Origin of the sequence: Devosia naphthalenivorans, from assembly GCF_003056355.1 — a bacterium.
In the GTDB taxonomy this organism is placed as follows: domain Bacteria; phylum Pseudomonadota; class Alphaproteobacteria; order Rhizobiales; family Devosiaceae; genus Devosia; species Devosia naphthalenivorans.
On sequence record NZ_PYVW01000009.1, the window covers coordinates 49,770 to 74,124 of the forward strand.

The following is a 24,355-nucleotide window of genomic DNA, read 5'->3' on the forward strand; positions in this document are numbered from 1 at the left end:
GGAACTTCATGTTCCAGAAGGTCCTGATCGCCAATCGCGGCGAAATCGCCCTGCGTATCCTGCGCGCCTGCAAGGAGCTCGGCATCCAGACCGTCGCCGTGCACTCGACGGCAGACGCTAATGCCATGCACGTTCGGCTGGCAGACGAGAGCGTCTGCATTGGGCCACCTGCGGCCAAGGACAGCTACCTCAACATTCCGTCCATCATGGCGGCATGTGAGATCACCGGCGCCGATGCTGTGCATCCGGGATACGGCTTCCTGTCGGAAAACGCTCGTTTCGCCAAGATTCTCACCGAGCACAAGGTCACCTTCATCGGTCCCTCGTCGCACCATATCGAGATCATGGGCGACAAGATTACCGCCAAGAAAACCGCTGTGGAACTCGGCATTCCGGTGGTTCCCGGCTCAGCCGGTGCTGTTGAATCCGACGCCGATGCACTGCAGACCGCTTCCGAGATCGGCTACCCAGTCCTGATCAAGGCGACGGCTGGTGGTGGCGGCCGGGGCATGAAGGTCGCGAAGACCGAAAAGGATCTGCTTGAGGCGTGGTCAACAGCCCGTACGGAAGCCAAGGCCGCGTTCGGCAATGATTCCGTCTACATGGAAAAATACCTCGGCAAACCGCGGCACATCGAAGTGCAGGTGCTCGGCGACGGCCAAGGCAATGCCGTGCACCTCGGTGTGCGTGACTGCTCGCTGCAGCGCCGGCACCAGAAGGTCTGGGAAGAGGCTGGTGGCCCCACGATTTCGGCCGAGGAACGCGACAAGATCGGCGAAATCTGTGCCGCGGCCATGCGCAAGCTGAAATACTCGGGTGCTGGCACCATCGAGTTTTTATACGAGAACGGTGAATTCTATTTCATCGAGATGAACACCCGTTTGCAGGTCGAGCATCCCGTTACCGAACGCATCACTGGCATCGATATTGTCTATGAGCAAATTCGCGTAGCATCAGGCGAGCCGCTGTCGATGCGCCAGTCGGATGTGGGATTTTTAGGCCACGCCATCGAAGTTCGCATCAACGCCGAAGACCCTCAAACCTTTGCTCCTTCCCCGGGAACGATAACCTTCTATCACCCGGCCGGCGGCGTTGGCGTCCGCGTGGATTCTGCCGTGTACCAGGGCTACAAGATCCCGCCCTACTACGACTCTCTGATCGGCAAGCTGATCGTCTATGGCCGTACGCGCGACGAGTGCCTGCAGCGCCTGCGCCGTGCGATCGATGAGTTTGTGGTGGATGGTATCAAGACCACCCTGCCGCTGTTCCAGAGGCTCATTCGCGAGCCGGATATTCTGGCAGGAAATTACGACATTCACTGGCTGGAAAAATACCTGGCCGAGAACAAGGTCTGAACTTGAAGGGGCGCTCTGCGCCCTTTCGCTTTTCTACGCAACACAGCCCATGTCCAAGCCCAGCCCTTTCGATATCGAAATTACCCCCGAGCTCATCATCCGAGCCTATCGGGCCGGCATTTTCCCCATGGCCGAAGACGCGACGGATGAAGACCTGTTCTGGGTCAGCCCAGAGCTGCGCGGCATCATTCCGCTCGACGGCTTTCACCTCTCGAGCAGCTTACGCAAGGCCATTCGCAAGTCACCGTATACCATCAAGGTGGACACGGACTTCGACGCGGTCATCAAGGGGTGCGCCACAGTTGGCGAGGATCGGCACTCGACGTGGATCAACCAAACCATCAGGTCCGTCTATGGTGAGCTGTTCCGCCGCGGGGTCGCCCATACTGTAGAAGTTTGGGAAGGTGACCAACTAGTTGGCGGTCTCTACGGGTTAGCGATCGGCGGTGCCTTTTTCGGCGAATCCATGTTCCATCGCAAAACAAACGCCAGCAAGATGGCGATGGCGCACCTTGTTGAGCGCCTCAATGCCGGAGGCTTCGTTCTGCTCGACACACAGTTCATTACCGATCATCTGGAGTCCCTTGGCGGAGTGGAGATCCCGCGCGCCGAATATGAAGAGCGCCTTGCGGACGCTCTTCAACTCGAAGCCGACTGGAATGCCTGGGACAAGCTTAACATCAGCCCTTCAGCTTGAACTCCAGGTGAGTAACCCATTCCTCCATATCAGGTTCTTCCTGGGGATCAGTTTCGTAGATCTCTAATCGGCACGCGAAGTGATCACTGCCGGCGCGTTCTTCCATGTCGAAGGGCATTTGCATCAGGCGGGTCCACCCGATGAGTACAGCGGTGGCGGGTTCGAGTTTGTCGGGGTGACCAAACCAGGTCAGGGCGGCATAGCGGCCGGCCGGCAGGGTACCAAATTGGATCTTGTCAGTGCCCTGCCCCGGCTCACGCACTGGCACTCCGGCTTCTACATCAAGCGTGTCCGACATATTGATCCGCCGGTAGTTGTAGAACGCCGGTCCAACTGGGTCTATTCCATGCTCTGCCAAATGGGCAAAGATGGCAGGAAACCCTGTCGTTGCAGGGGTCTGCATCTGGTCCATTCGAACCGTGAAATTCATGTAGGCGTAGGGTTGAACCGAACGCTCTATTACCTTTGGCAGTGTCAGCATTGCTTTCTCCTTTGCAGATCAAGACGAATGAGCGCGCGGGAATTCGACACGGGAGGCAGAGAATTTTGCCATGCGTGAGATGCATGATTGAGATGAAAACAGGCGGAATGGCGGGAGGGCGGGAAATGCATCATGGTTGCGGGAGTTCTATCCATGGCCCAGGAGGGCGACCCATGTTCGTGCGCGCGGTATGGCGTGTGAAGCGTCTGGTTGATATCCGTCAGACTTTGCGGGAAATGGATGTGCCCTCAACGAGGGATGCAGATTTGCTGGGCATTACGGGCCCGATTTTTCCAAGATGACGCGAGCGCTGTTTGATCGCTGAGTAAGCTCGCCGGTATTTTCCTAGTGGCCGCCGGATTTTCTTCCGGCGGCCGCTCGTCTTAACGGAAGGTGAACGGCCGCTCCCAGAGACCCGCGTAGAATGCATGGCGCGTTTGACCAAAGACTACCTGCTCATACGGTGAGTGCTGCCCTAAATATGAACCCGTAAACGACAGGAGACTACAAATGGACATTCGTAAGACTTTCAAGAAGTGGGCAGCCTACCAGCAAACCGTTCGTGAGCTTGCCGCTCTCGACAATCGTCAGCTCAACGATCTGGGCATTTCGCGCACCGACATCAATCGCATTGCGCGCGATCATGCTGCTGGCCTCTAAGACTTGCTCCACTGATCTTTCAGAACTGGCATTTCGAACACCCGCTTCTCTTTGAGATGCGGGTGTTTTTCTATGCGTAATATGACGTTCGACCCCGATGTCACACATTGCCCGTGAAAGCTGCTTTTCGTTAGCATAGTGCTAACGTTGAGAGCTTCACTAGGGTGCGGGCTAAACGAGTGATTGCCTCAACATGACCGGCTTGGTATCTGCCCATCATGTCCAAAATCATCCATATCATCGGCGGCGGTCTTGCCGGCTCTGAAGCTGCCTGGCAGGCGGCCGAAGCCGGCGCCAAAGTCATCCTCCACGAAATGCGCCCGGTACGCGGCACCGACGCTCACCAGACCGATAGCCTGGCCGAGCTGGTGTGCTCCAACAGTTTCCGCTCGGACGATCATGAGCACAATGCCGTCGGACTTCTGCATGAAGAGATGCGCCGCTGCGGCTCGCTGATCATGCGCGCGGCTGACCAGCACAAGCTGCCCGCGGGTGGCGCTCTGGCGGTCGACCGGCACGGCTTCTCAGCCGAGGTTACCCGGGCCATCGAGAACCATCCCAACATCACCATGGCGCGTGAGGAGGTCCCCGGCCTGCCCCCTGCAGAATGGGACAACGTCATCATCGCCACGGGGCCATTGACCTCGCCCGCCCTGGCGGAGGCCATCCTAGAGAAGACCGGGGAAGACTCGCTGGCGTTCTTCGATGCCATTGCACCGATCGTGCACTACGACAGCATCAATATGGACATTGTCTGGGCGCAGTCGCGCTATGACAAGGCCGGCCCAGGCGGCACGGGGGCTGACTACCTCAACTGCCCGATGAACAAGGATCAGTACTTTGCATTTGTCGAGGCGCTGAAGACCGCGCCGCTGCACGAGTTCAAGGACTGGGAAAAGGTGCCTTACTTCGATGGGTGCCTGCCGATTGAGGTGATGGCTGAGCGAGGCGTGGAAACTTTGCGCCACGGGCCGATGAAGCCAGTTGGCCTGACCAATCCGCGCGATCCGACTGTAAAGTCCTACGCCATTGTGCAATTGCGGCAGGACAATGCCTTGGGCACTTTGTGGAACATGGTCGGCTTCCAGACCAAGATGCGCTACGGCATTCAGGCCGAGATTTTCCGCATGATCCCCGGCCTGGAGAATGCGCAATTCGCCCGGTTGGGCGGGCTGCACCGCAACACGTTCCTCAACTCGCCCAAGGTTCTGGGGCCGGATCTCAAGCTCAAGGCTGACCCGCGCATCCGATTTGCCGGCCAGGTCACGGGCGTGGAAGGATATGTCGAGAGTGCGGCGATTGGCCTGATTACCGGGCGATTGGCAGCGGCCGACGCGCGCGGCGAACCGATGGCAACGCCACCGCGCACTACGGCGCTGGGCGCACTGGTTGACCATATCACGGGGGGTCATATTGAGGCCGAGGGCTATAGCGGGGCTCGCAGTTTTCAGCCGATGAACGTCAATTTTGGGCTGTTTCCGGAGGTGAGCATCACACGGCCGGAAGGGGTTACCCGCTGGCGTGGCAACGATAAAACCATGGCCAAGCGCAAGGCGATTACGTCTCGGGCGCTGGAGGACCTGAAAGCCTGGGCCTAGCGGTTCCGGAATGCCCACCAGGTCATGCGGGCGATTTTGCGCCAATCGGGCTCCTCTGGCAGGGGCTCGAAGGGGGAGCTGTTTCGCTGGTCGATCTGATCCAGTTGGTGTCGCAGGACGGGAAGCATGGCAAAGCCTGCTTTGAGTTTGCCGGGAAGCAGCTTGATAGCTGCCTCAGCTTTGCCCAGGTGCATGCTCGCCAATTCACTGATCTGGCCCAAAGCAGCCTGCAGACCTTCACTGTCGGTGCGCGAAAACAACTCTGTCTCGCGCACGCCATTGGCCTCCATGATGGTCCAGGGGAGCATGATGCGGCCTTGAGACGAGACGTAATCCAAAGCTCGTAGATGACCGATCATGGCGTGGGCCACGCCGAGGTGCCCGGCGGCGTCGCCGGTCTCTACCATTGCGCCGTCATTGAGAATCATCGCGGCCAATTGATAGAGCGTCGAATTGGTTTCCCCGGCATAGCCTTCGAAGGTTTCAAGGTCCGGCATCGGGTCATCGTAGAGATCGAAGCGGCGGGCGCCGATCAGGCGCAACAGCGTTCCGGTCGGTATGTTGTAGCGCTGGATGCTGTCGAGCAACGCATCGGCGACCGGGTTCTGCCGAACTGCACCGTGGCCTTCGCCGGTTAGGGCGTCACTCCACCATTGCAGGCGGACTTCGCCCGGCGCGGGATTGCTGACGCGCTCGCGAATGGCGGCGATATCTGCGTTGAAGGCGTAAAGCGCGGTGACGGCGTCACGATGTTGGCCGCTAAGGACCAGCGTTGAAAGATAGCGGTCATGGTCGCCTGCCCGCAGCGCCTCGGCCGCATGAGCGTAGCTGCCTTCAGCCATCAGCGCACACTCTCGACCGCAAGCAAGGCTGCGGCGACGGCCCGCTCCTCGGCGAGCAGCACGTTGTAGGTGCGCACGGCGCCACCAGTTCCGATCGCTTCCACGATGATCCTGCGTTCACGAAGTTCTTCGCGCAGCGCCTTTGGGAAAGCCGCAACGCCCGGGCCCAAGCCGATCAGCAGTACATCGATCTGATCAGCCGCGGCAAAGACCCGTTCCAGTGATTCTCGGGTGATCTCGGCCGGCGTGGTAGCCGCCCAGGCGTGCATGCCGGTTGGCAAGCATAACAGGGACCCACGGTGCGACATGCCCGCGAAACGGAAGCCGCCATTGCCATAGGCGTCGATGCCGACCTGGTATGGATAGTGCCCGGTGTCGTTCACTGTGTGCATCCATAGTTTGGCGGGAACGGGCGGGGTTTGGTCTGGTTCCGGACCCTCCGCGTCATTCCCGCGAAGGCGGGAATCTCATTTCTCTTCGACACCAAAGTGGGATTCCCGCTTTCGCGGGAATGACCCGGTGTGTGAGCAATACTTATACCGATGCACCGTCCGCGGTTTTTGCGGGCAGATCATCCTGTTCAGAGCGCGACTTGAGGCCGAAATTGATCAGGATCGGTCCGTTGACGATAATCGAGGAATACATGCCCACCAGCGAGCCGAAGGTCATGGCGATGGTGAAACTGCGGATGACCTCGCCGCCAAAGATAACCAGCGGAATTAGGGCCAGGAACACGGTGAACTGCGTCAAGGACGTACGCACGATGGTCTGGTTGATCGACAGATCGATCAGGTCAGGCAGTGGCATCTTTCGATGTTTTCGCAGGTTTTCACGAACGCGGTCGGAAACCACCACCGTTTCGTTCAGTGACAGACCCACAAGAGTCAGCACCGCCGCAATCGAGGTCAAGTTGAACTCGAGCCCCGTTATGGAGAACAGACCGATGGTCATGATGATGTCGTGCGTCGTCGTGGTCACCGCTGCCAGGGCGAACTGCCATTCGAAGCGGAACCAGATGTAGATCAGGATCGCGGCAAGAGCGACGATAACCGCAATGGCGCCCTTCCAGGCCAGCTCCCCAGACACGGTGCCGCTAACGGCCTCCGTACTGCGGACGGTGTAGTTCTCCGTAGCCAAAGCATCACGGACCTTGGTTACGGCAGCCTGGTCAGCATCCTGGCCGCCTTCCTGGGCCTGCACACGTACCAGAACGTCTTCGGGGGTACCGAAGCCCTGAACCTGCACTTCGCCCAGTTCGAGATCAGCCAGAAGCTCGCGTACGCTACCAACGTCGGCCGGGCCATCTTCATGCTGGATGACAATGGCCGTGCCGCCCACGAAGTCGATGCCCAGATTGAAGCCCTTGAAATAGGCCGACCCGATGGAGAGCAGGCTCGCGACGATGGAGAACGCGATCACATAGCGCGAGATCTTCATGAACGGTATTTTGGTGCCGTCCGGAATGAAGCGGAAATGCTGGATCTTGAGGGTCTTGGGCCGCTTGTTGCGATACCACATGCCCACGAAATAGAGCGTCACCGTGTAGGACGTGAAGAGTGACGTCAGGATGCCGAGGCCCAGCGTGACAGCGAAGCCCTGCACCGGGCCGGAGCCCAGGAAGTAGAGTACGATTGCCGCAATGAGCTGGGTCAGGTGCGAATCGACAATGGTGCCCCACGCACGCTCGAAGCCCGCATTGATCGCCTGCAGGGGCGATTTGCCAGCCTTCTGCTCCTCACGCATGCGCTCGTAGATCAGCACGTTTGCGTCGACGGCCATGCCGATGGTGAGCACGATGCCGGCAATACCGGGCAGAGTGAGCGTTGCACCAAGCATGGAGAGCGCGCCAAAGATCAGCACGATATTGAGGATCAGCGAGATATTGGCGAAGACGCCCCAGAGGCCATAGGCAACGACCATGAAGGCAATGACCAGCACGGAGGCAACGATACCTGCCGTCAAACCATGCTGGATCGAATCGGCACCAAGGCTGGCGTCGACGGTGCGCTCTTCAATGATGTCGAGGCTGGCGGGCAAGGCGCCGGCGCGGAGCAGCACGGCAAGATCGTTGGCAGTTGCGGTGGTGAAATCACCGCTAATCTGCCCGGTGCCTCCGGTGATGGGAGACTGAATAACCGGCGCGGTGACAACGGAGTTGTCGAGCACAATAGCGAAGCGCTGGCCGACATTGGAGGACGTGATCTGCCCGAAGGTAACGGCGCCGCGGGTATCCAGCCGGAAGCTGACGACAGGCATGGCGCGTTGCTGGTCGTAGCTTGGCTGTGCGTCGACCAGCGACTCGCCACCGAGCGCGACGTCCTCATAAAGCAGCTCTTCGCCGCCATCCTGCGAAGGCAGGATCATCGTGCCAGCCGGCAGTCCCTGGGCCTGAGCCTGGGCTGCGGTCATGCCGGGGTAGACCATGTGGAAGGTCAGGCGCGCTGTCTGGGAAATAATGTTCTTGAGGCGTGTCGAATCGCCGAAGCCGGGGACCTGTACGAGAATGCGGTTGGTGCCCTGGCGCTGGATGGAGGGCTCGGTGGTACCCAGTTCGTCGACGCGGTTACGGATAACTTCGATCGACTGAGCGACGAGCGCGGACATGCGCTGCTCGATGCCTTCAGGCGTAAGGGAGACGGTCAGCTTGCCGTCAGGTGTTTCGCCGAACGCGAGCTCATTGACGCCGCCGACGGCGATCAGGGAATTACTGACGGTATTTTGCAGCGCCTGGACGGCGGTGCGCGCCGCGTCCTTCTGGGAAGGATCGGTCAGCTCGATAGTCAGGGAATTGGCGGCTTCATCGGTGGTGATGAGATTGCCGATGCCGTTCTGGTTCGCCAGAGTATTGCGGACGTCGCGGCGCAGCCCTTGCAGGCGCTCGGAGACGATGCCTTCCTCGTTGACCTGAAGCAGCAGATGCGAGCCGCCCTGCAAATCAAGCCCCAGCACCACGGTCTGCTTCGGCAGGAAGCCCGGCCAGGCGTCGCGCACGTTTTCCGGCAGGAAGCTGGGAACGGCAAAGAGCACGCCCATTAGAGCGACGAAGGCGATGATTGCGGTGCGGATCGGCGAGAACTGCATGGATAGGTCCTGAACGGAAAAACCGGAGCCCGTGGGCTCCGGCGAAAGGCGGAGGCTGCGTTAGGCAGGCTTGTTGTCGTTGACCGGCTCGGCCTTGGAGCGCACGTCGCTGATCATGCCGCGTACCAGCTTCACCTTGACGCCCTGGGCGATTTCGACCTCGAGGTCTTCGCCATCAACAGCCTTGGTCACCTTGCCGACGATGCCGCCGGTGGTGACCACGGTGTCGCCACGACGGATGGCCGAAAGCATCGCCTGCTGTGCCTTGAGACGCTTCTGCTGAGGGCGGAAGATCAAGAGCCAGAAAATCACCACCAGCAGCAGGATGGGCATGAGCTGGATGAAAATATCGGTGATACCGCCACCCGTGGAGGGGGCGCCGGCTGCCTGGGCAAAAGCGGGCGTTACAAACATGAGGCGAGTTCCTTGTTTTTCTTCTTGGGTTTATTGAGGGACAGCGCCAGGCACCAGCATCGTCTATCAAGGCCACTGGACGCATATGGGGCTAGCTGCACTTGCGCCCCGGTCAAAATCGGCCGGACTATACATTTGCACCCATCTGATTGCAAAGCCATTCCGGGGGTCGCAAATTGCCGCGCCGACCATAGGATTTGACGACATTGACCAGCAAAGACCACCTCGCCGAGATCGCCGCAACGCTGGCGGAAATCGCAAGCTCACTCAAGACGTTGGTTCCGGGGGCTGAGAAACCGATTCCGGTTCTGAGCGATGCCGATGCCTATCATTGGGATGGTGATGCCGGAGTGTTGATGGCTGTGCCGGTCGTCAGCCGCATGCCACTGGCAATGCTCAAGGGGATCGATGCCGTTCAGGACATCCTGCTACGCAACACGGAACAGTTTGCCCGCGGGCATGGCGCGAACAACGCGCTGCTGTGGGGCGCTCGCGGCATGGGCAAGAGTTCGCTGGTCAAGGCCATCCATGGCGACATCGCGGAGCGCGACGGCTTCGAGCGCCTGGTGCTGATCGAGATCGCGCGGGAGGACCTCGACACCCTCCCTGCCCTGATGCGCCGGATTGGACAGGAGCAGGCGCGGTTTATCGTGTTCTGCGACGACCTCAGCTTCGACAATGGCGAAACCAGCTACAAATCGCTCAAGACGATTCTGGATGGCGGGCTCGAGGGGCGGCCGGACAACGTGCTGTTCTACGCGACATCGAATCGGCGCCATCTCATGCCGCGCGACATGATCGAGAACGAGCGTTCGACGGCTATCAACCCGGGCGAGGCAGTCGAGGAAAAGGTATCGCTGTCGGACCGGTTCGGACTGTGGCTGGGGTTCCACAATTGCGACCAGCCGACATTCCTGACCATGGTGCGGGCCTATGCCGACCATTTCGGACTCGAAATCGACGATGAGACGCTACGCGCGCGGGCTATCGAATGGGCAGCCACACGTGGTGCGCGTTCGGGGCGCGTGGCGGTGCAACTGGTGCGGACGCTGGCCGGTGAATTGGGGAAGCGCGCGTAAGGTGAATTTCTTCGATGGACCTCAGGTGAGATCGAGCGAGTGGGGGCCTGGGTGCCACGACCTCGTGGTTCGACAGGCTCACCATGAGGTCTGCTGAGTCAATCTGTTCTGCGGGACATCCTCAAACGCAAAACCCCCGCTTTCGCGGGGGTCTCACTCCGTAGTTCTGGCAGTCAGCTTGCGAGCAGCGGCACTGGATCGACCGGGGTCGCGCCCTTGCGCAGTTCGAAGTGCAGTTGCGGCTTGGTGACCGAGCCGGTCATGCCGGCCGCACCGATAGTGTCGCCGCGGGCAACATTGGCGCCCTTGGTGACGCTCATCGAGCCGAGATGCGCATAGGCGGACACGTAGCCATTGGGATGGCGGATCAGGACCAGATTGCCATAACCCTCAACGCCCGAGCCGACATAGATCACGGTGCCGTTCTCGGCAGCCTTGACGGCGGAGCCTTCGGACGCCTCGATATTGATGCCGGTGCCCTTGGACGAGGCGAAATCGGTCAGGATGCGCCCGCTGACAGGCCAGCGGAACTTGTCGCTGCCCGATGCCACGGGCTCGTTTGCTGGAGCGGTCGCCACCTGCGTCGGAGCGGCAGGAGCCGGAGCAGCTTGTGGTGCAGGTGCCGCGGCAGGAGCGACAGCACTCTGCTGCAAGGTATTAGGTGTCGCAGCCGGCAAGGTCTGCTGCGCAGGCACCGGCATCGCCGCTGGCGTCGCGCTGGCGACCTGTGTTGGTGCCTTGGCCGCGAGCAGATCAGCACGGCCTGGAATAATCACCGACTGGCCGACGACGATCTTGTCGGGCGAGGACAGGCCATTTGCCTGAACGATCGCCTGGGTCGTCACTTCATAGCGGCGGGCGATGGTGTAGAGCGACTCGCCGCTGGCGATGGTGTGTTTGAAGGTGCCGCCTGCGGCAGATGGCGCCGGTGTTGGCGTCGACGCAATGGTCGGCACGGAACTGTTGGTGGGAAGGCTGCCAAGGGTGGCGGGGGACGGCATCGGGGCGGCCGATGCAAAAGCGGGCTGTGCTTGCATGGGTGGAAGGGATCCCTGGGACGAGGAACTCAATACTGGAAGGTCTTGGGACTGGACGGAGGGCGTTGAGCCGCCCGTCTGCAGGGGCGCCAGCGGCTGAGAATAGGCCGCTGGAGATGGCTGGTTCCATGCGGGTTGCGCCGCAGGCTGACTGTTCCACATGCCGCCATTGCCCAGGGGCGCTGGTGGCAGGAACTGATTTTCGGCAACCATGGCCTGCGGCGCGCCGAGGCTGGATGGCATGCTCTGGTTCATGGGGGGTGGTGCCGACTGCTGCACCGAGCCGGTGGTGGTATTGTCGCTGAAGGCGCGACTACCCAGGCTGGAACACCCGGAAAGAGCAATAGCGGCAGTTACCAAACCGGCCATTGCAACGGCGCTTTTCGGCGCTCGACGGCATACGCGGATATTCATCAGCTTACTCGTACGCAGGTACTCAACACGAGATTGAATTTAGGCCGGTAAGGTAAAGACGAGTTTAAGGCGAATGCGATTTGAGCAAAATCGTGAAGAGCGGATTCTGGAATGGGTAAGGTTAAGGGTGGGGGTGCCCGAAAGGGGAAATCGGATCTTGGCAGGAAATGGAAGTGGGATTCCCGCTTTCGCGGGAATGACGTGGTGGGTGCGGGTATTTGGGGGTCGGCTGGCGCAGCTGAGGACTAAAGCGAGAGCGTGCCTTTGAGGCGCTCGACGACCGCCATGTCCGTCTGCTGCAGGAGCATTGGGGTGACGGTGATGTAGCCGTCGCGGCGCATTACCTCGAAATCCGCAGCGCGATCGAGCGGCAGCGGCGTGTCCGGGATGGCTACGAAGAACTTGCCGGCGTTGTCGCTGGGATAATAGCGGAACGGCGAGCGGGAGAAGCGTTGGTGAGGGACGACTTCGATGCCCTTGGTCGCGCTGGGTTTGCAGAACGGGAAATTGACGTTGTAGTAGTGCTCCCGGCCGGCGCCGGCAGCTGCGATGATGGTGCGAGCGGCGGCAAGCCCGTGGTGACGCGCGTTGGACCAGTCAACCTCCCGCCCGTACTCGTAGTTGACGCCCTGGCTCATGGCGATGCCGATGGCGCCTTGCAGGGCCCCTTCCCTTGCACCGGCGGCGGTGCCTGAGCAGTTGATGATGTCCCCGAGGTTCTGCCCGGCGTTGACGCCGGACAGCACGATATCGGCGGGGTGACTGCCGAGAACATGGGTCATCCCCGCGACGACGCAATCGGCGGGGGAACCACCGATCACGGCGAAGGTGCGTGCGTCGCGCTGGTCTATCGCAAGCTCGTGGCCGAGGGTGAAGCGGTGCCCTGCCCCGGATTGGTTGCCGTCCGGCGCAACGATCCAGACGTCTTCACTCAGGCTACGCGCGATATCGGCCATGATGGCGATGCCGGGCGCATCCACACCATCATCATTGGTGATGAGGATGCGCAGGCTCATCTAGCGGCCGCCGATGGATTTCAGGCCACCCATATAGGGCTGCAAGACTGCGGGGATCGCTACCGAGCCGTCTTCCTGCTGGTAGTTTTCCATCACGGCGATCAGGCAACGGCCAACGGCTGTGCCCGAGCCGTTCAGCGTGTGCACGAAGCGCGGCGGCTGCTTTTCGCCAGACGGACGATAGCGGGCATCCATGCGCCGGGCCTGGAAGTCACCGCAGACCGAGACCGAGGAAATCTCGCGATAGGTATCTTGCCCCGGCAGCCAGACTTCGAGGTCATAAGTCTTTTTGGCGCCGAAACCGATGTCGCCGGTGCAGAGGTTCATCACGCGGTAATGCAGACCCAGCTTCTGCAAGACGGCCTCGGCGCAACCCAGCATGCGCTCGTGTTCGTCCACTGACGTTTCGGGCGTGGTGATGGAAACCATCTCGACCTTGTTGAACTGGTGCTGGCGCAGCATGCCGCGCGTGTCACGCCCGGCAGAGCCGGCCTCCGAGCGGAAACAAGGGGTCAAGGCCGTGAGGCGAAGGGGCAGTTCTTCTTCTGCGAGGATGGATTCGCGCACGAAATTGGTGAGCGGTACTTCGGCGGTCGGGATCAGCGCCAAGCGGCTTTCGCCGTGTGGCGTGAAAAACAGATCGTCTTCAAACTTGGGCAGCTGGTTGGTGCCGAACAGGGCCTCGTCACGTACCAGCAAAGGCGGCTGCACCTCGGTGTAGCCGTGCTCGTTGGTGTGCAGATCGAGCATGAACTGGCCGAGCGCGCGTTCGAGCCGGGCCACCTGCCCCTTCAGCACCACGAAGCGGCTGCCGGAGAGCTTGGCGGCGGTTTCGAAGTCCATCTGGCCCATGGCTTCGCCGAGTTCATAGTGTTCTTTCGGAGCGAAGCTGAAGCTGGGCTTGGGTGCACGCGCCTTGGCGGCCGTTTCAGCCGTGCCGTTGCGACCAAAATATTCGACGTTATCGCGCTCATCGATCCCATCAGGGATATCGTCGAACACCAGGTTTGGGATCACCGAAAGGGCGCTGCGAAGCTCGGCATCAACGGCACGTTCTTCCGCCTCGCCCTGTGGAATGAATTCCTTGAGCGCTGCAACGTCGGCCATCAACTGCTGTGCCTTGGCCTCGTCCTTCTGGGCTTTGGCCTGGCCAATCTGCTTGGAGAGCGAATTGCGCTTTTCCTGTGCGTCATTGAGGCGAACGATGATGTCGCGGCGCCGGTCATCGATGGCCAAGAGATCGGAAGCGCGCACGGAAGCACCCTTGCGCCGGGAAACGGCAGCATCGAAGGCGTCGGCGTTGGCTCGGATCCACTTGATATCGAACATAGGTTGCTACGGGTTGGTGCCCGCCTCTTGATTGGGGTCTGGATTGTCTAAGGGGCAAGGGGATGGGCCGCAATCCCCAAACTGTCCGTTTGGCTCAGGTGGCAGGGCGGGCGCTGGATGTAGCTGAGAGATCGCCCCCTCACCCTAGCCCTCTCCCCAAAGGGGCGAAGGGATTTGTCCGGTGGAAGGTACGGATCGAGTTTCATGCCCGATTGGTGGGACGTGCGATTCCCCGCGTTCGCGGGAATGACGCAGTGGAAGCCGGCGATGCTAGCTGTCGGATGAAGTTCCGGTCAATTCGGCTTCCTGCGCTGCCAAAGCTGCGGCGCGCTTCTTTTCGACCATCCTTACGGAGACGATGGCCAGCTCGTAGAGCAGGTACATCGGCAGGGCCAGACCGATCTGGGAGATCGGATCGGGCGGCGTGATGAAGGCGGCGAAGATCAGGATGCCCACGATCGCGTAGCGCCGGCCCTTCTTGAGCAGGTCGACATGCACCAGATCGATCTGGGCCAGTAGGGTGAGGATAACCGGCAGTTGGAAGCAGATGCCGAAGGCCAGGATCAGCAGCATTGCCAGGCCAAGATACTCGCTGACGCTGGTCAGCATCTGAATATCCTCGGTCTGCATGCCGGCAAAGAAGTGCAACGCCATGGGCAGGACGACGAAATAGACCAGAGCAGCTCCGGCCATAAAGAAGATAGGCGTCGCGATGAGATACGGGATGAACGCCTTGCGCTCGTGCTTGTAGAGGCCCGGCGCCACGAACATGTAGATCTGGCTGGCAACGATCGGGAAGCCAAGGAAGATGGCGCCGAACAGGGCAACGTTCAGATAGGTAAAGAACAGTTCCTGCGGCGCAGTGAAGATCAGATTGGCGCCTGGAACCGCCCGCATATAGGGGATCAGCAGCCAATCGTAGATCGTGCTGGCGAAGATGAAGCAGAAGGCCATGAGCGCCACGATGGCGACCGCGGAATAGATCAGACGCTTGCGCAACTCGATAAGGTGTTCGAGGAGCGGCGCTTCGCTACCAGCGAGTTCGTCCTCGGCGGCCGCGGACTTGTCTTCGATCTGCTTGGCTTCGGCCATGACTTATTCGTTTCCGGCGTTGTCGCTGGTATCAGGCTTCGGCTTTGGCTTGCGTGGCGCGCGAGCCTTTGGCGTAGGCGTGGCCGGGGAATCGGCAGGTTCATTTGGAAGCACCTCGGCCTTGGCCGGGGCCTTCTTGCGGGGCTTTTTGGCCGGTTCATCCATGTTGACCGGCTGTGCCTCGGCAGGAGCCGGCACAGCTTCAAGCGCGGGAAGCTCGGTGGTGACAACTGGGCGCGTGGGAGACGCCTTGGCCTTGACGGGTTTTTTCACGGCTTTGACCTCCGATGGTGCCGGGGCGTCACCCGCCGGCACAGACGTGGTTGCGGGCGCCGCGGCCGTCGCAGGCACCGCTGGCTTGGGCTCGGCGATACCGGCCTGCGCCCGGATTTCATCGACGACACTTTCAACCTTCGGATCGGCGGGCTTGATAACGCCGCTGGGCTTGGGGCCCGTGGGCGTCATCGTATTGAATTCCCGCCGAATTTCTTCGCTGGTCTTCTTCAAGGGCGCGGTGATCGAATTGCGTAGGTTACGCACTTCATCGAGACCTGTGGTCTTGTTGATTTCGCGCTGGAAATCGGACCCCATCCGCCTGATCTGACCCACGACCTTGCCCACGCGGTTCATCACCACGGGCAGATCCTTAGGACCGATAAAGATCAGCGCGGCGATGCCGATCACCATCATTTCCGTCCAGCCCAAGCCGAGCATAGTCTTATTCCTTCAGAGCACGGGCGTGTGCGGCAGAACGTTAGAGAGCGTCTTTCTTTTCAGTCTCGCGCGTCTCGGTCGTGGTAGCGACACGTTCCACAGGACGATCTTCATCGTCCTTCATGCCCTTCTGAAAGGCCTTAATGCCGGAGGCAACTTCACCCATCATGCCGGAGATCTTGCCGCGGCCAAACAGCAGGATAACCACGACGGCGACAACGAGAATGCCCCAAATTCCTGGCGCGTGCATTTTGTTCTCCCTAGTAACTCAGTACGCGTTACACGCGAAATGTAGGTCAGAAATAGGTTTAATCGCGCACAAACACAAGAACGTGTTCCTCGTTGAGGGTCACGAAGACATCTTGTCCCACGCTGATTGCAGCATTGGCAGGTTGGCGGATGCCGATTGGGGTGTCGAGACCTTCCACTTTGACCTCGCAGATGTCGATGCCGATGGTGTCGCGCTTGCCGACTATACGGCCCGGTGTGCCGGGGCCGCTTTGGTGGATATGGGCGCCGCCGGCTGGGCGGATGGCCACGGTGACGGGGGTTCCCTCGGCAATTCCGGGTGCAGAGATCGAGCCAAGAGGGGTTGACGCGCGGCCGGAAACGACGGTGCTGGGGATTTCGCTCAGTGGTGAAAAGAAGCGGGCGGCGTTGAGGTCGACGGGGTGGCGGTAGATTTCGCTGGCAGTGCCGATCTGGGCGATGCGGCCATGGCGAAGCAGTGCAACCCGGTCTCCGAGCACCATTGCTTCCTCCGGATCGTGGGTGACGATAAGGCTCGTGACGTGTGTTTCTCTAAGCACGGCAAGGGTTTCCTCGCGCACCGTCTCACGCAGGCGAGCGTCCAGACTGGAGAAGGGTTCGTCGAGGAGCAGGACGCTGGGGCGAGGGGCGACGCTGCGGGCCAGGGCCAGGCGTTGCTGCTGGCCGCCGGAGAGCATGTGGGGGTAATCGGCGGCACGATCGGCGAGGCCGACGCGGCGGAGGGCGGCGGTGGCTTGCGCTAAGGCGGCGCTCCGCCCCAGTCTTTTGACGCCGAAAAGAACGTTCTGCAGGACGGTGAGGTGGGGGAAAAGAGCGAAATCCTGGAACATCAGCCCGATACCACGGCGGTCGGGCGGCAGCGTTCCGGTGGAGGACGATACAATTTCGCCGTTGATACGAACGGTCCCTGAGTGAACCGGCTGGATGCCGGCGGCAACACGCAAGGCGGTGGATTTGCCGGAGCCCGATTCGCCCAGCAGGCAGACGATTTCCCCCGGGCGGAGCGTGAGCGTAAAATCATCGAGAACCACCCTGCCCCCGAGTTGCACCTGGACGGCATCGAAACCGAGGGTCGCGGCGAAGCTGACGCCGGTGGTGCCGCGCGTGCCCCAATGAATGGGTTCTTCAGTCATCGGTGTCATCGGGGTCCAGAGGGTCTTCGTCTTCACGCAGGGCGCCGTAGAAGGGCAGCGGGATCTGCATGGAGGGTGGCAAGCGGCCCGAGAGCAGGCCGGCGCCCTTGAGCTCTTCAAGACCGGGCAGATCGCTCAGGCTTTCGAGACCGAAATGGTCGAGGAAGGCGTCGGTGGTGCCGTAGGTGACGGGGCGGCCGGGCGTGCGGCGGCGGCCGCGCATGCGGACCCAGCCGGCTTCCATCAGGAGATCGATGGTGCCCTTGCCGGTGGCGACGCCGCGCACCTCTTCGATCTCGGCGCGGGTGGCGGGCTGGTGATAGGCGATGATGGAGAGCGTTTCGAGCGCGGCGCGGGAGAGCGGGCGGGTTTCCTGTTCTTCGCGGCGAAGCAAAAAGCCAAGGTCTTCGGCGGTGCGGAAGGCCCATTTTTCGCCCCGGCGAACCAGATTGACGCCGCGCCGGGCGTAGCGCTGCTGCAGGGTCTTGAGCAGTTCGTTGGCATTGGCACCCTCCCCCAGATAGGTCGCCATCTGACTGGCTGCCAGCGGTTCGGCGGAGGCGAACAGGAGGGCTTCGAGGATGCGCAGCTGCCGCTCGGTGACTTCGCTGTGCTCGCTCACGGCGTTTCGGTCCGACGGCGGCGCATGAACAGGGGGCCGAAGGTTTCAGTCTGGCGCAGGTCGATCTTGCCCTGGCGAACGAGTTCAAGGCTCGAGGCGAAGCTTGAGGCGCGGACGGTGGCGCGTTCGGTGGGAATGGTGAGATATTCCGCCAGATAGGTATCCATGGGAACCCAGTCGAAACTCTCCCCGATCAGACGCTGCAGGATGTCGCGGGCGTCCTGCAGGGACCAGACGGTGCGCTGTAGCGGCGTGTATTCGGTGATCGAGCCGCGTTCGCGCTGGTTGGAATAGGTCTTGAGCAGATCGTAGAGCGAGGCTTCCCACAGGCTCTTGCGGGCAATCTCGATGGGTTCGGGCATGCCACGGGCATAGACCTGATAGCCAAGGCGTGGCCGGTTCATCAGCTGGTTGGCCGTATGGCGCATGGCTTCCAGGCGCTTGAGCCTGAACTGCAGCATGGCGGCCAGCATTTCGCCGCTGGGCTCATCGTCGGATGGCGCCTTGGGCACCATGAGGCGGCTCTTGAGATAGGCCAGCCAAGCGGCCATCACGAGATAATCGGCAGCAACCTCGATGCGTTTTTCGCGGACGGTGTCGATGAAGGCCAGGTATTGCTCGGCGAGCGCGAGAACCGAGATGGCGGCAAGATCGACCTTCTGGCGGCGGGCGAGATCGAGCAGCAGATCGAGCGGGCCTTCATAGCCGCCCACGTCGACATACATGACGTCATCGGCCGCGGGAGGAGCCGGTGTGTCGAACCAGTCGGTTTGCGTATCGGTCATGGTTCAGGGCGCGCTGCGGGAAACTTTCGCGCATCCTTGGATGGTTGGGTTGGCAGCGTCAAGCGTGGTGGGGGCTCTATCGTCCCCTCGCCTTCGGGGGCGAGGTGAGGCGGTGGGTGGCCCGCGCTGGGCGCCCCCACTCCTGATGCCCCACCTACATCGTGAAGCAGTCGCCGCCGGCGGCTTTTACGTTGTTGCACATGGTGCTGGCTTCCTGCACCGAATTGGCGGGGACGCGAACGCGGTAGAAGATGCCGCGGGAGCCGAGGTCAACGCGTTGGACTTCCATGTTGGCGCCGCCAAAGAGCGGGCCGAAGCGGGAGACGAGGCGCTGTGCCGTGGTGCGAGCGTCGGCTTCGGTGCGTTGGGAGGCCAGTTGCACATAGGCGGGCGCGTCATTGGAGAGGGCTTCGACTTCGGTTGCACCGGGAACGGCGACTGAAGCCTGGCCCGCGGGAGCGGTTTCCGTCTGGATGACGGCGTTGACCGGCGAGGTCGGCTCGGCCGAGGCGAGCGGCTGCGGCCGGAAGGTGGTTGGACGCTGCAGCGGGATGACCGCGGTCTTGCCGGGGAGCGGGTTGCCGGTGGCATCCACGGCGGGAACAGTTGCGCCGGGCGTTGCGGGCGACGCCGCTGGAGCCGGGGTTTCAGGCGCGGCCGGTGGAATAGCCGCGACAGCGGGAGCCGGCGTCGCAGTGGGGTCCGTTGCCGGAAGCGCGGCGGGGTCCGCAGCTGGTGCGTTGGCAGCAGGTGGAACGGTCGCGTCCGGGCTTGTGCTGGCCAGGAGTTCCGGGCTTGCGGTTTCGGCGCCGGGCACGGCTGGAACATTGGGCCGGTCAACGGGCAGGATCGTGCTGCCGGCAAGGCTGTTGTCGCCGCTGACGATGGTGCCATCAGGCCGGACGGTGACCGTGCGGACCTTGCGATTGGCCAGACCTTCGGCGCTCACGTCCGGCGCGGCTGCGGCCTGTGTAACCTCATTGACGTCGGTCTGGTCGCGAGACAGCAATTGCTCCTCGGCACCCGGCACAACGCCGTTGATTTCATTGAAGACGATGGACTGGTCGGCGGCCGCGTCGGGTTGCGCCGGTGGCGTTTCCTTGACGGGCGTGGCGTCGGCCGTCAGCAAAGGCGGCGGGCCATCCTGAGCGCTTCCGCCCAAACCAAGCACCCAATAGAGGCCAAAGCCGGCGGCAAGCAGCAGGGTGACGGCGATCAACGGCCCGGCCACGGCGCGGCTGAAGCCGATACGGGGCATGGCGAACTGGCGCCGCTCACGCTTGCGGCGGGGTGCGGCCTGGACCGGTTCGGGGGCATCAACCCAGCCGATTTCTGCGCCGGAAGCCTGGGCGGCGGCCAGAATTGCTTCATCGGCGCTTGAGACGCTACGCGGAGTTGGGGCAGACTGCTTGGGTAGTTGCGGAGTCGCGAGGCTGCGCGGCGCGGGGCGCTGCTCAGACTCGTCAGGCTGGGGTTCAGGCCGCTCGAAACCGACACGCATGGCACGGCCGATCAAGCTCTCGATCTCGTCGATGGGATCAAGGCCGACATTGTCGTCCGAAACGATGGTTTCGCGCGAGGCGGCGGGGGGCGTTTCGATGTCCGGCGTGGGCGCAGGTTGGGCGGGTGCCCGGGCAAAGCCTGGTTCGACCGGTACGGTCAAGGGCTCAACGCGAGCGGGTTGGGGCGCCCTCGCCTCGGCCGGCCTTGCAGCCGGCGTGGTGCCAAGGCCAAACACGGGGGGAACCCGGAACTTGTCCTGCTCGGCGCGCGGCGCATCCTGGCGCGGAGCCGGTTGCGGGTTGGACGGGCGCGGCTGCGGCTGGGCGGAACGTTCCTGCCCGGCTAGGTTCGGCGCCGTGTTGACTGGAGCCCAGCCATCGTTCGGGCTGGGCTGGGGTTGCTCGGGAGCCTTGTCCGGCGCCGGTGCTGCAGCTTGAACGGGCTTTGGCGCGGACTGGGAGTCCATCGCTAGCTCGGCGGCGATCAGATCGGCGATGCTGTCGTGGCCAAAATCCTCAGGCGGCTGCTGGGGCGCAGCTGGCTGGACAGTTACTGGTGCGGCGGGCTGCGCTGCCACAGGTGCAGGTGCTGCCACTGGCTGGGCGGGCGGCACTACGGCCGCTGCGGGCTCGCGCCGCGCGCCGAGATTGAAGGCAAAGGCAAAGGGATCAGCAGGATCGTTCGGCTGGGATGGAGCTTGCGCAGGCTGAGTTGCAGCAGGCGTGGGCTGTGGCACAGGTTCCTGGCGGACGGGCTCGGCCGCACGCGGCGCGGCGGGTTGCTGCGGTGGCGAAGGAGCCGCCTGCGGAATGCGAACAGGTTCGCTCTGGCGGGGCGCAGCCGCATTGGCCGGCTCGCCGGGAATGCGAACGGTAAAGGGCGACTGCTCTGCCGGCTTTGGCGCGGGCGTATCCTGCGCGTCCTGCGCCATCAGCTTGGCCAGTTCGGCGATCAGATCGTCAGGGGCTTGGGATTGTCCGGCCATTGGCTGCGGTTTCGCTGTCATAGGCAGCGCCCTCTAGGTTCCTGCTACAGTGCCCAAAGCTTGAGCATTTTGCGGCGAGTCATCATAGTAATGCGCCCGAATTATGAAAGCTCTTCGGGTGCGGAGACGCCCAGAATTCCAAGCCCGTTCACGATAACCTGACGGACGGCATCAACCAGGGCGAGTCGAGCCAATGTCAGCTTTGGGTCCTCAGCATTAACAAACCGTAACGAGGGGTCATCCTTGCCCTTGGCCCAGAAGCCGTGGAAGGCCGCAGCCAGCTCGTGCACGTAGAATGCAACGCGATGCGGCTCATGGGCAATGGCAGCGGCGGTGACGGTGCGTGGCCAGGCCGCAAGCACGCGGACGAGGTCCAGTTCGGCAGGCGTCTGGAGCAGGCTTACATCGGCAGCCGCGAGCGCCTGCGGCGACACCTCGAGGTCCGGCAGATCACGTGCGGCGGTCTTGAAGATCGAATAGGCGCGGGCATGGGCATACTGGACGTAAAAGACCGGATTGTCCTTGGTCTGCTCCTTCACCAGGGCGAAATCGAAATCCATGGCGGCGTCATTGCGCCGGTACATCAGCATGAACCGCGTGGCATCGGCACCCACTTCCTCGACCACGTCGACAAGGGTGACGAGATCGCCGGAACGCTTGCTCATCTTGAATGGCTCGCCATTCTTGAGCAGGCGGACCAATTGGCAGATGCGCACGTCCATATCGGCTTCGTTCAGCGACACGGCCTTGGTGGCGGCCTGCAGGCGCTTGACGTAGCCGGAATGGTCGGCGCCCAGCACATTGATCATGTGCTTGAAGCCGCGCAGATATTTGTTGCGGTGGTAGGCGATATCGGCGGCAAAATAGGTGTAGGAGCCGTCGGACTTGACCAACGGGCGATCGACATCGTCGCCGAAGTCGGTGGCGCGGAACAGGGTTTGTTCGCGGTCTTCCCATTCGTCGGGGGTCTTGCCCTTTGGCGGTTCGAGCCGGCCTTCATAGACCATGCCCTTTTCGCGCAGCCAGGCGAGCGTGGTGTCGATATCGCCCCCCTGCCCGTGCAGCGTCCGCTCGGAAAAGAACACATCGTGGTGGATGTTGAGCGTGGCCAGATCGGACTTGATGAGCGCCAGCATGGCGGCAAGCACCCGGTCCTTGACCAGGGCAGTCATCTCGGCTTCCGGCATGGAGAGGAGCGTGTCGCCGAACTCGTTCTTGAGCGCCTGGCCGACCGGGATCAGATAATCGCCAGGGTAGAAACCGGATGGAATTTCAATAGCTTCGCCCAAAGCCTCGCGGTAACGCAGGAAGGACGAACGGGCCAGCGTGTCGATCTGGCTGCCGGCATCGTTGATGTAGTACTCGCGGGTGACGTTGTAGCCGGTATAGGCCATCAGCGCGGCCAGCGTGTCGCCGAATACGGCGCCGCGCGTGTGGCCGACATGCATGGGGCCGGTAGGGTTGGCCGAGACATATTCGATGTTGATGGCTTCGCCGCCGCCCAGGGTCGAGCGGCCATAGTCGGCACCTTGCGTGCCGATGGAGCGCAGGACTTCGTGCCAGACGGGGTTGGCGATGCGGAAATTGATGAAGCCGGGTCCCGCGATCTCGACGCTGGTGACATCGGAATCATTCTTGAAGTGCTCGACCAGGGCCGTTGCAACCTCGCGTGGGTTCTTGCCCAGCGGCTTGGCCACGACCATGGCGGCGTTGGTGGACAGATCGCCATGGGCGGCATCTCGCGGCGGCTCGACCACGATGCGGGCCAGCAGATCGGCACCGGCTTCGGGGAAGAGGGTCTGCATCGCCGAAGCAACGCGCGCGGAGAAAAGGGCGAAAACGTCCATGATAGACCTGACCAAACCAATATGCTGGATCGCATCGATCCAACGCTTATGCCGGGCTGCTCTCGGGCCTGACCCGAGGGCCATTCACCGCGCATGCCAAATTGAGAGTGACCCTCGGGTCAAGCCCGAGGGAAGCCCGGTGAATATGGGTGAGAATTTCGCCCAATTCACTCGAAATGGGGGGTTAGAGGAAATCCGGCCTAGCGTCAAACAGGCGGGCATATTCGTCGAGGGCGTAGGGGTCGGTCATGCCGGCGATGAAGTCGCAGACGGTGCGGGCGAGCGCGGGCCCGTCCGCTGACATGGCGGCGGCGCCCCAGCGGCCGGGCAGATCGCGATTGGCCATGTAGCTGGCGAAAAGCTGGGTGACCACCATTTCGCTTTCCCGCACCGGGGCCATGACGGTTTCGTGGCGATAGACGCGGTCAAAGAGGAAGCTCTTGAGGCCTTTTTCGCCCTCGGCCATATCCGGCGAGAAGGTGACCAGGGTACGGCCGGCGGTGCGGACGTCCTCGGCGGACTCAATGCCGGCGGCTTCGATGTTGGCTTGGGTGGTGGTGATGACGTCTTCGATGGAGCGGGTGATGAGGCGGCGTTGCACCTCGTGGGCCTGGCGCTTTGCGGCCGCAGTCGGATAGCGGCGGGCGACTTCGCGCACGATGGGACCGGCAAGCGGCACGTCGGCGAGGTCGGCCAGGGTGATGAGATGGGCGCGCAGGGCGTCGTCGATATCGTGGGCGTTGTAGGCGATGTCGTCGGCGATGGCAGCGGTTTGCGCTTCGAGGGAGGCGAAGCTGGAAAGGCGCAGATCGGCCGGCGCGGGGATGTTGTCGAACCCCGCGGGAAGGCCCTCCTCGGCGTATTTGCCATAGTGGGTGCCGTCCGGGTTGGTCAGCGGGCCGTTGTGCTTGAGGATGCCTTCGAGGGTTTCCCAGGTGAGATTGAGGCCATCATGGTCGGCGTAGCGGTTTTCCAGCAGTGTCACGACTCGCATGGCCTGGATGTTGTGGTCGAACCCGCCATAGGGGGTCATGGCGCGGTGCAACGCGCGTTCGCCGGCATGGCCGAAGGGAGTGTGCCCCAGATCGTGCGACAGGGCGATGGCTTCGGCTAGGTCTTCGTCAAGGCGCAGGGCACGGGCCATGGAGCGGGCCATCTGGCTGACTTCGAGCGTATGGGTCAGCCGGTTGCGGAAGTGCTTGCCGCCATGCTGGAGAAACACCTGCGTCTTGTTCTGCAAGCGGCGAAAGGCAGTGGAGTGGATGATGCGGTCGCGGTCGCGCTGAAACTCGCTGCGCGTGGGGCTCGGGCCGGTGCCGTGGAGGCGGCCCAATGTGTGTTCGGGCTCGCTGGCATAGGGGGCGGTTTGCGCCATGGGTGACAAGGCCCTTTTCATTTTGG

Annotated in this window: 22 protein-coding genes; 5 read left to right on the forward strand and 17 right to left on the reverse strand. The window is 62.1% G+C overall.

The genetic code is table 11. The features are described from left to right. The first annotated feature begins 8 nt into the window (after positions 1 to 8). Positions 9 to 1,355 (forward strand): acetyl-CoA carboxylase biotin carboxylase subunit, encoded by a 1,347-nt coding sequence (gene accC / locus C8264_RS12455; RefSeq protein WP_108461310.1) that lies wholly within the window; start codon positions 9 to 11, stop codon positions 1,353 to 1,355. 49 nt (positions 1,356 to 1,404) lie between these two features. Beyond that, positions 1,405 to 2,052, forward strand: coding sequence for a leucyl/phenylalanyl-tRNA--protein transferase (gene aat, locus C8264_RS12460; protein WP_108461311.1), 648 nt, complete (start codon positions 1,405 to 1,407; stop codon positions 2,050 to 2,052). Here aat and C8264_RS12465 read toward each other — a convergent pair. Continuing rightward, a complete protein-coding gene (locus tag C8264_RS12465) occupies positions 2,036 to 2,533 on the reverse strand; it encodes a GyrI-like domain-containing protein (protein WP_108461312.1) in 498 nt (165 codons plus the stop codon). The two genes, aat and C8264_RS12465, sit on opposite strands and share 17 nt — an antisense overlap. A gap of 510 nt (positions 2,534 to 3,043) precedes the next feature. Between C8264_RS12465 and C8264_RS12470 the strand changes: the two genes are divergently transcribed. Next, positions 3,044 to 3,193 (forward strand): DUF1127 domain-containing protein, encoded by a 150-nt coding sequence (locus tag C8264_RS12470; protein WP_074797262.1) that lies wholly within the window; start codon positions 3,044 to 3,046, stop codon positions 3,191 to 3,193. 218 nt (positions 3,194 to 3,411) lie between these two features. Next, entirely contained in the window at positions 3,412 to 4,791 is a 1,380-nt protein-coding gene (gene trmFO / locus C8264_RS12475; protein ID WP_108461313.1) for a methylenetetrahydrofolate--tRNA-(uracil(54)-C(5))-methyltransferase (FADH(2)-oxidizing) TrmFO, read from the forward strand. Here the strand turns inward: trmFO and C8264_RS12480 are convergent. The 4 genes from C8264_RS12480 to yajC form a co-directional block, all read right to left on the reverse strand. After that, a complete protein-coding gene (locus C8264_RS12480) occupies positions 4,788 to 5,633 on the reverse strand; it encodes a phytoene/squalene synthase family protein (protein WP_108461314.1) in 846 nt (281 codons plus the stop codon). The genes trmFO and C8264_RS12480 overlap by 4 nt on opposite strands. Then, positions 5,633 to 6,025 (reverse strand): Mth938-like domain-containing protein, encoded by a 393-nt coding sequence (locus C8264_RS12485; RefSeq protein ID WP_108461315.1) that lies wholly within the window; start codon positions 6,023 to 6,025, stop codon positions 5,633 to 5,635. The genes C8264_RS12480 and C8264_RS12485 overlap by 1 nt, the downstream gene beginning before the upstream one ends. Positions 6,026 to 6,167: 142 nt before the next feature. Beyond that, complete coding sequence (secD, locus tag C8264_RS12490; protein WP_108461316.1) at positions 6,168 to 8,714, reverse strand: protein translocase subunit SecD; 2,547 nt, start codon at positions 8,712 to 8,714, stop codon at positions 6,168 to 6,170. 60 nt (positions 8,715 to 8,774) lie between these two features. Next, the gene (yajC, locus tag C8264_RS12495) at positions 8,775 to 9,128 is read right to left on the reverse strand and encodes a preprotein translocase subunit YajC (protein ID WP_108461317.1); all 354 of its coding nucleotides are present in this window, start codon (positions 9,126 to 9,128) and stop codon (positions 8,775 to 8,777) included. A 206-nt stretch (positions 9,129 to 9,334) separates the two neighbouring features. On the opposite strand from yajC, the gene C8264_RS12500 reads away from it, so the two are divergent. Continuing rightward, entirely contained in the window at positions 9,335 to 10,207 is an 873-nt protein-coding gene (locus C8264_RS12500; RefSeq protein WP_108461318.1) for an ATP-binding protein, read from the forward strand. Positions 10,208 to 10,380: 173 nt separating this feature from the next. Here the strand turns inward: C8264_RS12500 and C8264_RS12505 are convergent, their stop codons facing one another. The 12 genes from C8264_RS12505 to C8264_RS12560 all read right to left on the reverse strand — a co-directional run bounded on the left by C8264_RS12505 (position 10,381) and on the right by C8264_RS12560 (position 24,329). Continuing rightward, positions 10,381 to 11,613, reverse strand: a complete 1,233-nt coding sequence (locus tag C8264_RS12505; RefSeq protein ID WP_162783613.1) for a M23 family metallopeptidase — start codon at positions 11,611 to 11,613, stop codon at positions 10,381 to 10,383. A gap of 290 nt (positions 11,614 to 11,903) precedes the next feature. Next, a complete protein-coding gene (surE, locus tag C8264_RS12510; protein WP_108461320.1) occupies positions 11,904 to 12,674 on the reverse strand; it encodes a 5'/3'-nucleotidase SurE in 771 nt (256 codons plus the stop codon). Then, complete coding sequence (gene serS, locus C8264_RS12515; RefSeq protein ID WP_108461321.1) at positions 12,675 to 14,003, reverse strand: serine--tRNA ligase; 1,329 nt, start codon at positions 14,001 to 14,003, stop codon at positions 12,675 to 12,677. A 270-nt stretch (positions 14,004 to 14,273) separates the two neighbouring features. Next, the gene (gene tatC, locus C8264_RS12520) at positions 14,274 to 15,095 is read right to left on the reverse strand and encodes a twin-arginine translocase subunit TatC (protein WP_108461322.1); all 822 of its coding nucleotides are present in this window, start codon (positions 15,093 to 15,095) and stop codon (positions 14,274 to 14,276) included. A gap of 3 nt (positions 15,096 to 15,098) precedes the next feature. Beyond that, entirely contained in the window at positions 15,099 to 15,809 is a 711-nt protein-coding gene (gene tatB / locus C8264_RS12525; RefSeq protein ID WP_108461323.1) for a Sec-independent protein translocase protein TatB, read from the reverse strand. 40 nt (positions 15,810 to 15,849) lie between these two features. Then, positions 15,850 to 16,059, reverse strand: a complete 210-nt coding sequence (gene tatA / locus C8264_RS12530; RefSeq protein WP_108461324.1) for a twin-arginine translocase TatA/TatE family subunit — start codon at positions 16,057 to 16,059, stop codon at positions 15,850 to 15,852. Between the two features lie 58 nt (positions 16,060 to 16,117). Beyond that, positions 16,118 to 17,248: an ABC transporter ATP-binding protein gene (locus C8264_RS12535; protein WP_245893146.1), complete on the reverse strand. Its 1,131-nt coding sequence runs from the start codon at positions 17,246 to 17,248 to the stop codon at positions 16,118 to 16,120. Further along, a complete protein-coding gene (gene scpB / locus C8264_RS12540; RefSeq protein ID WP_108461326.1) occupies positions 17,205 to 17,834 on the reverse strand; it encodes an SMC-Scp complex subunit ScpB in 630 nt (209 codons plus the stop codon). Before scpB ends, C8264_RS12535 begins: the two co-directional genes overlap by 44 nt. Further along, positions 17,831 to 18,619, reverse strand: coding sequence for a segregation and condensation protein A (locus C8264_RS12545; protein WP_108461327.1), 789 nt, complete (start codon positions 18,617 to 18,619; stop codon positions 17,831 to 17,833). The genes scpB and C8264_RS12545 overlap by 4 nt, the downstream gene beginning before the upstream one ends. Before the next feature lie 154 nt (positions 18,620 to 18,773). Continuing rightward, a complete protein-coding gene (locus C8264_RS12550) occupies positions 18,774 to 21,128 on the reverse strand; it encodes an SPOR domain-containing protein (protein ID WP_108461328.1) in 2,355 nt (784 codons plus the stop codon). 80 nt (positions 21,129 to 21,208) lie between these two features. Then, positions 21,209 to 22,954, reverse strand: coding sequence for an arginine--tRNA ligase (argS, locus tag C8264_RS12555; RefSeq protein ID WP_108461329.1), 1,746 nt, complete (start codon positions 22,952 to 22,954; stop codon positions 21,209 to 21,211). A 184-nt stretch (positions 22,955 to 23,138) separates the two neighbouring features. After that, positions 23,139 to 24,329, reverse strand: coding sequence for a deoxyguanosinetriphosphate triphosphohydrolase (locus C8264_RS12560; protein WP_245893147.1), 1,191 nt, complete (start codon positions 24,327 to 24,329; stop codon positions 23,139 to 23,141). Positions 24,330 to 24,355 lie beyond the last annotated feature (26 nt).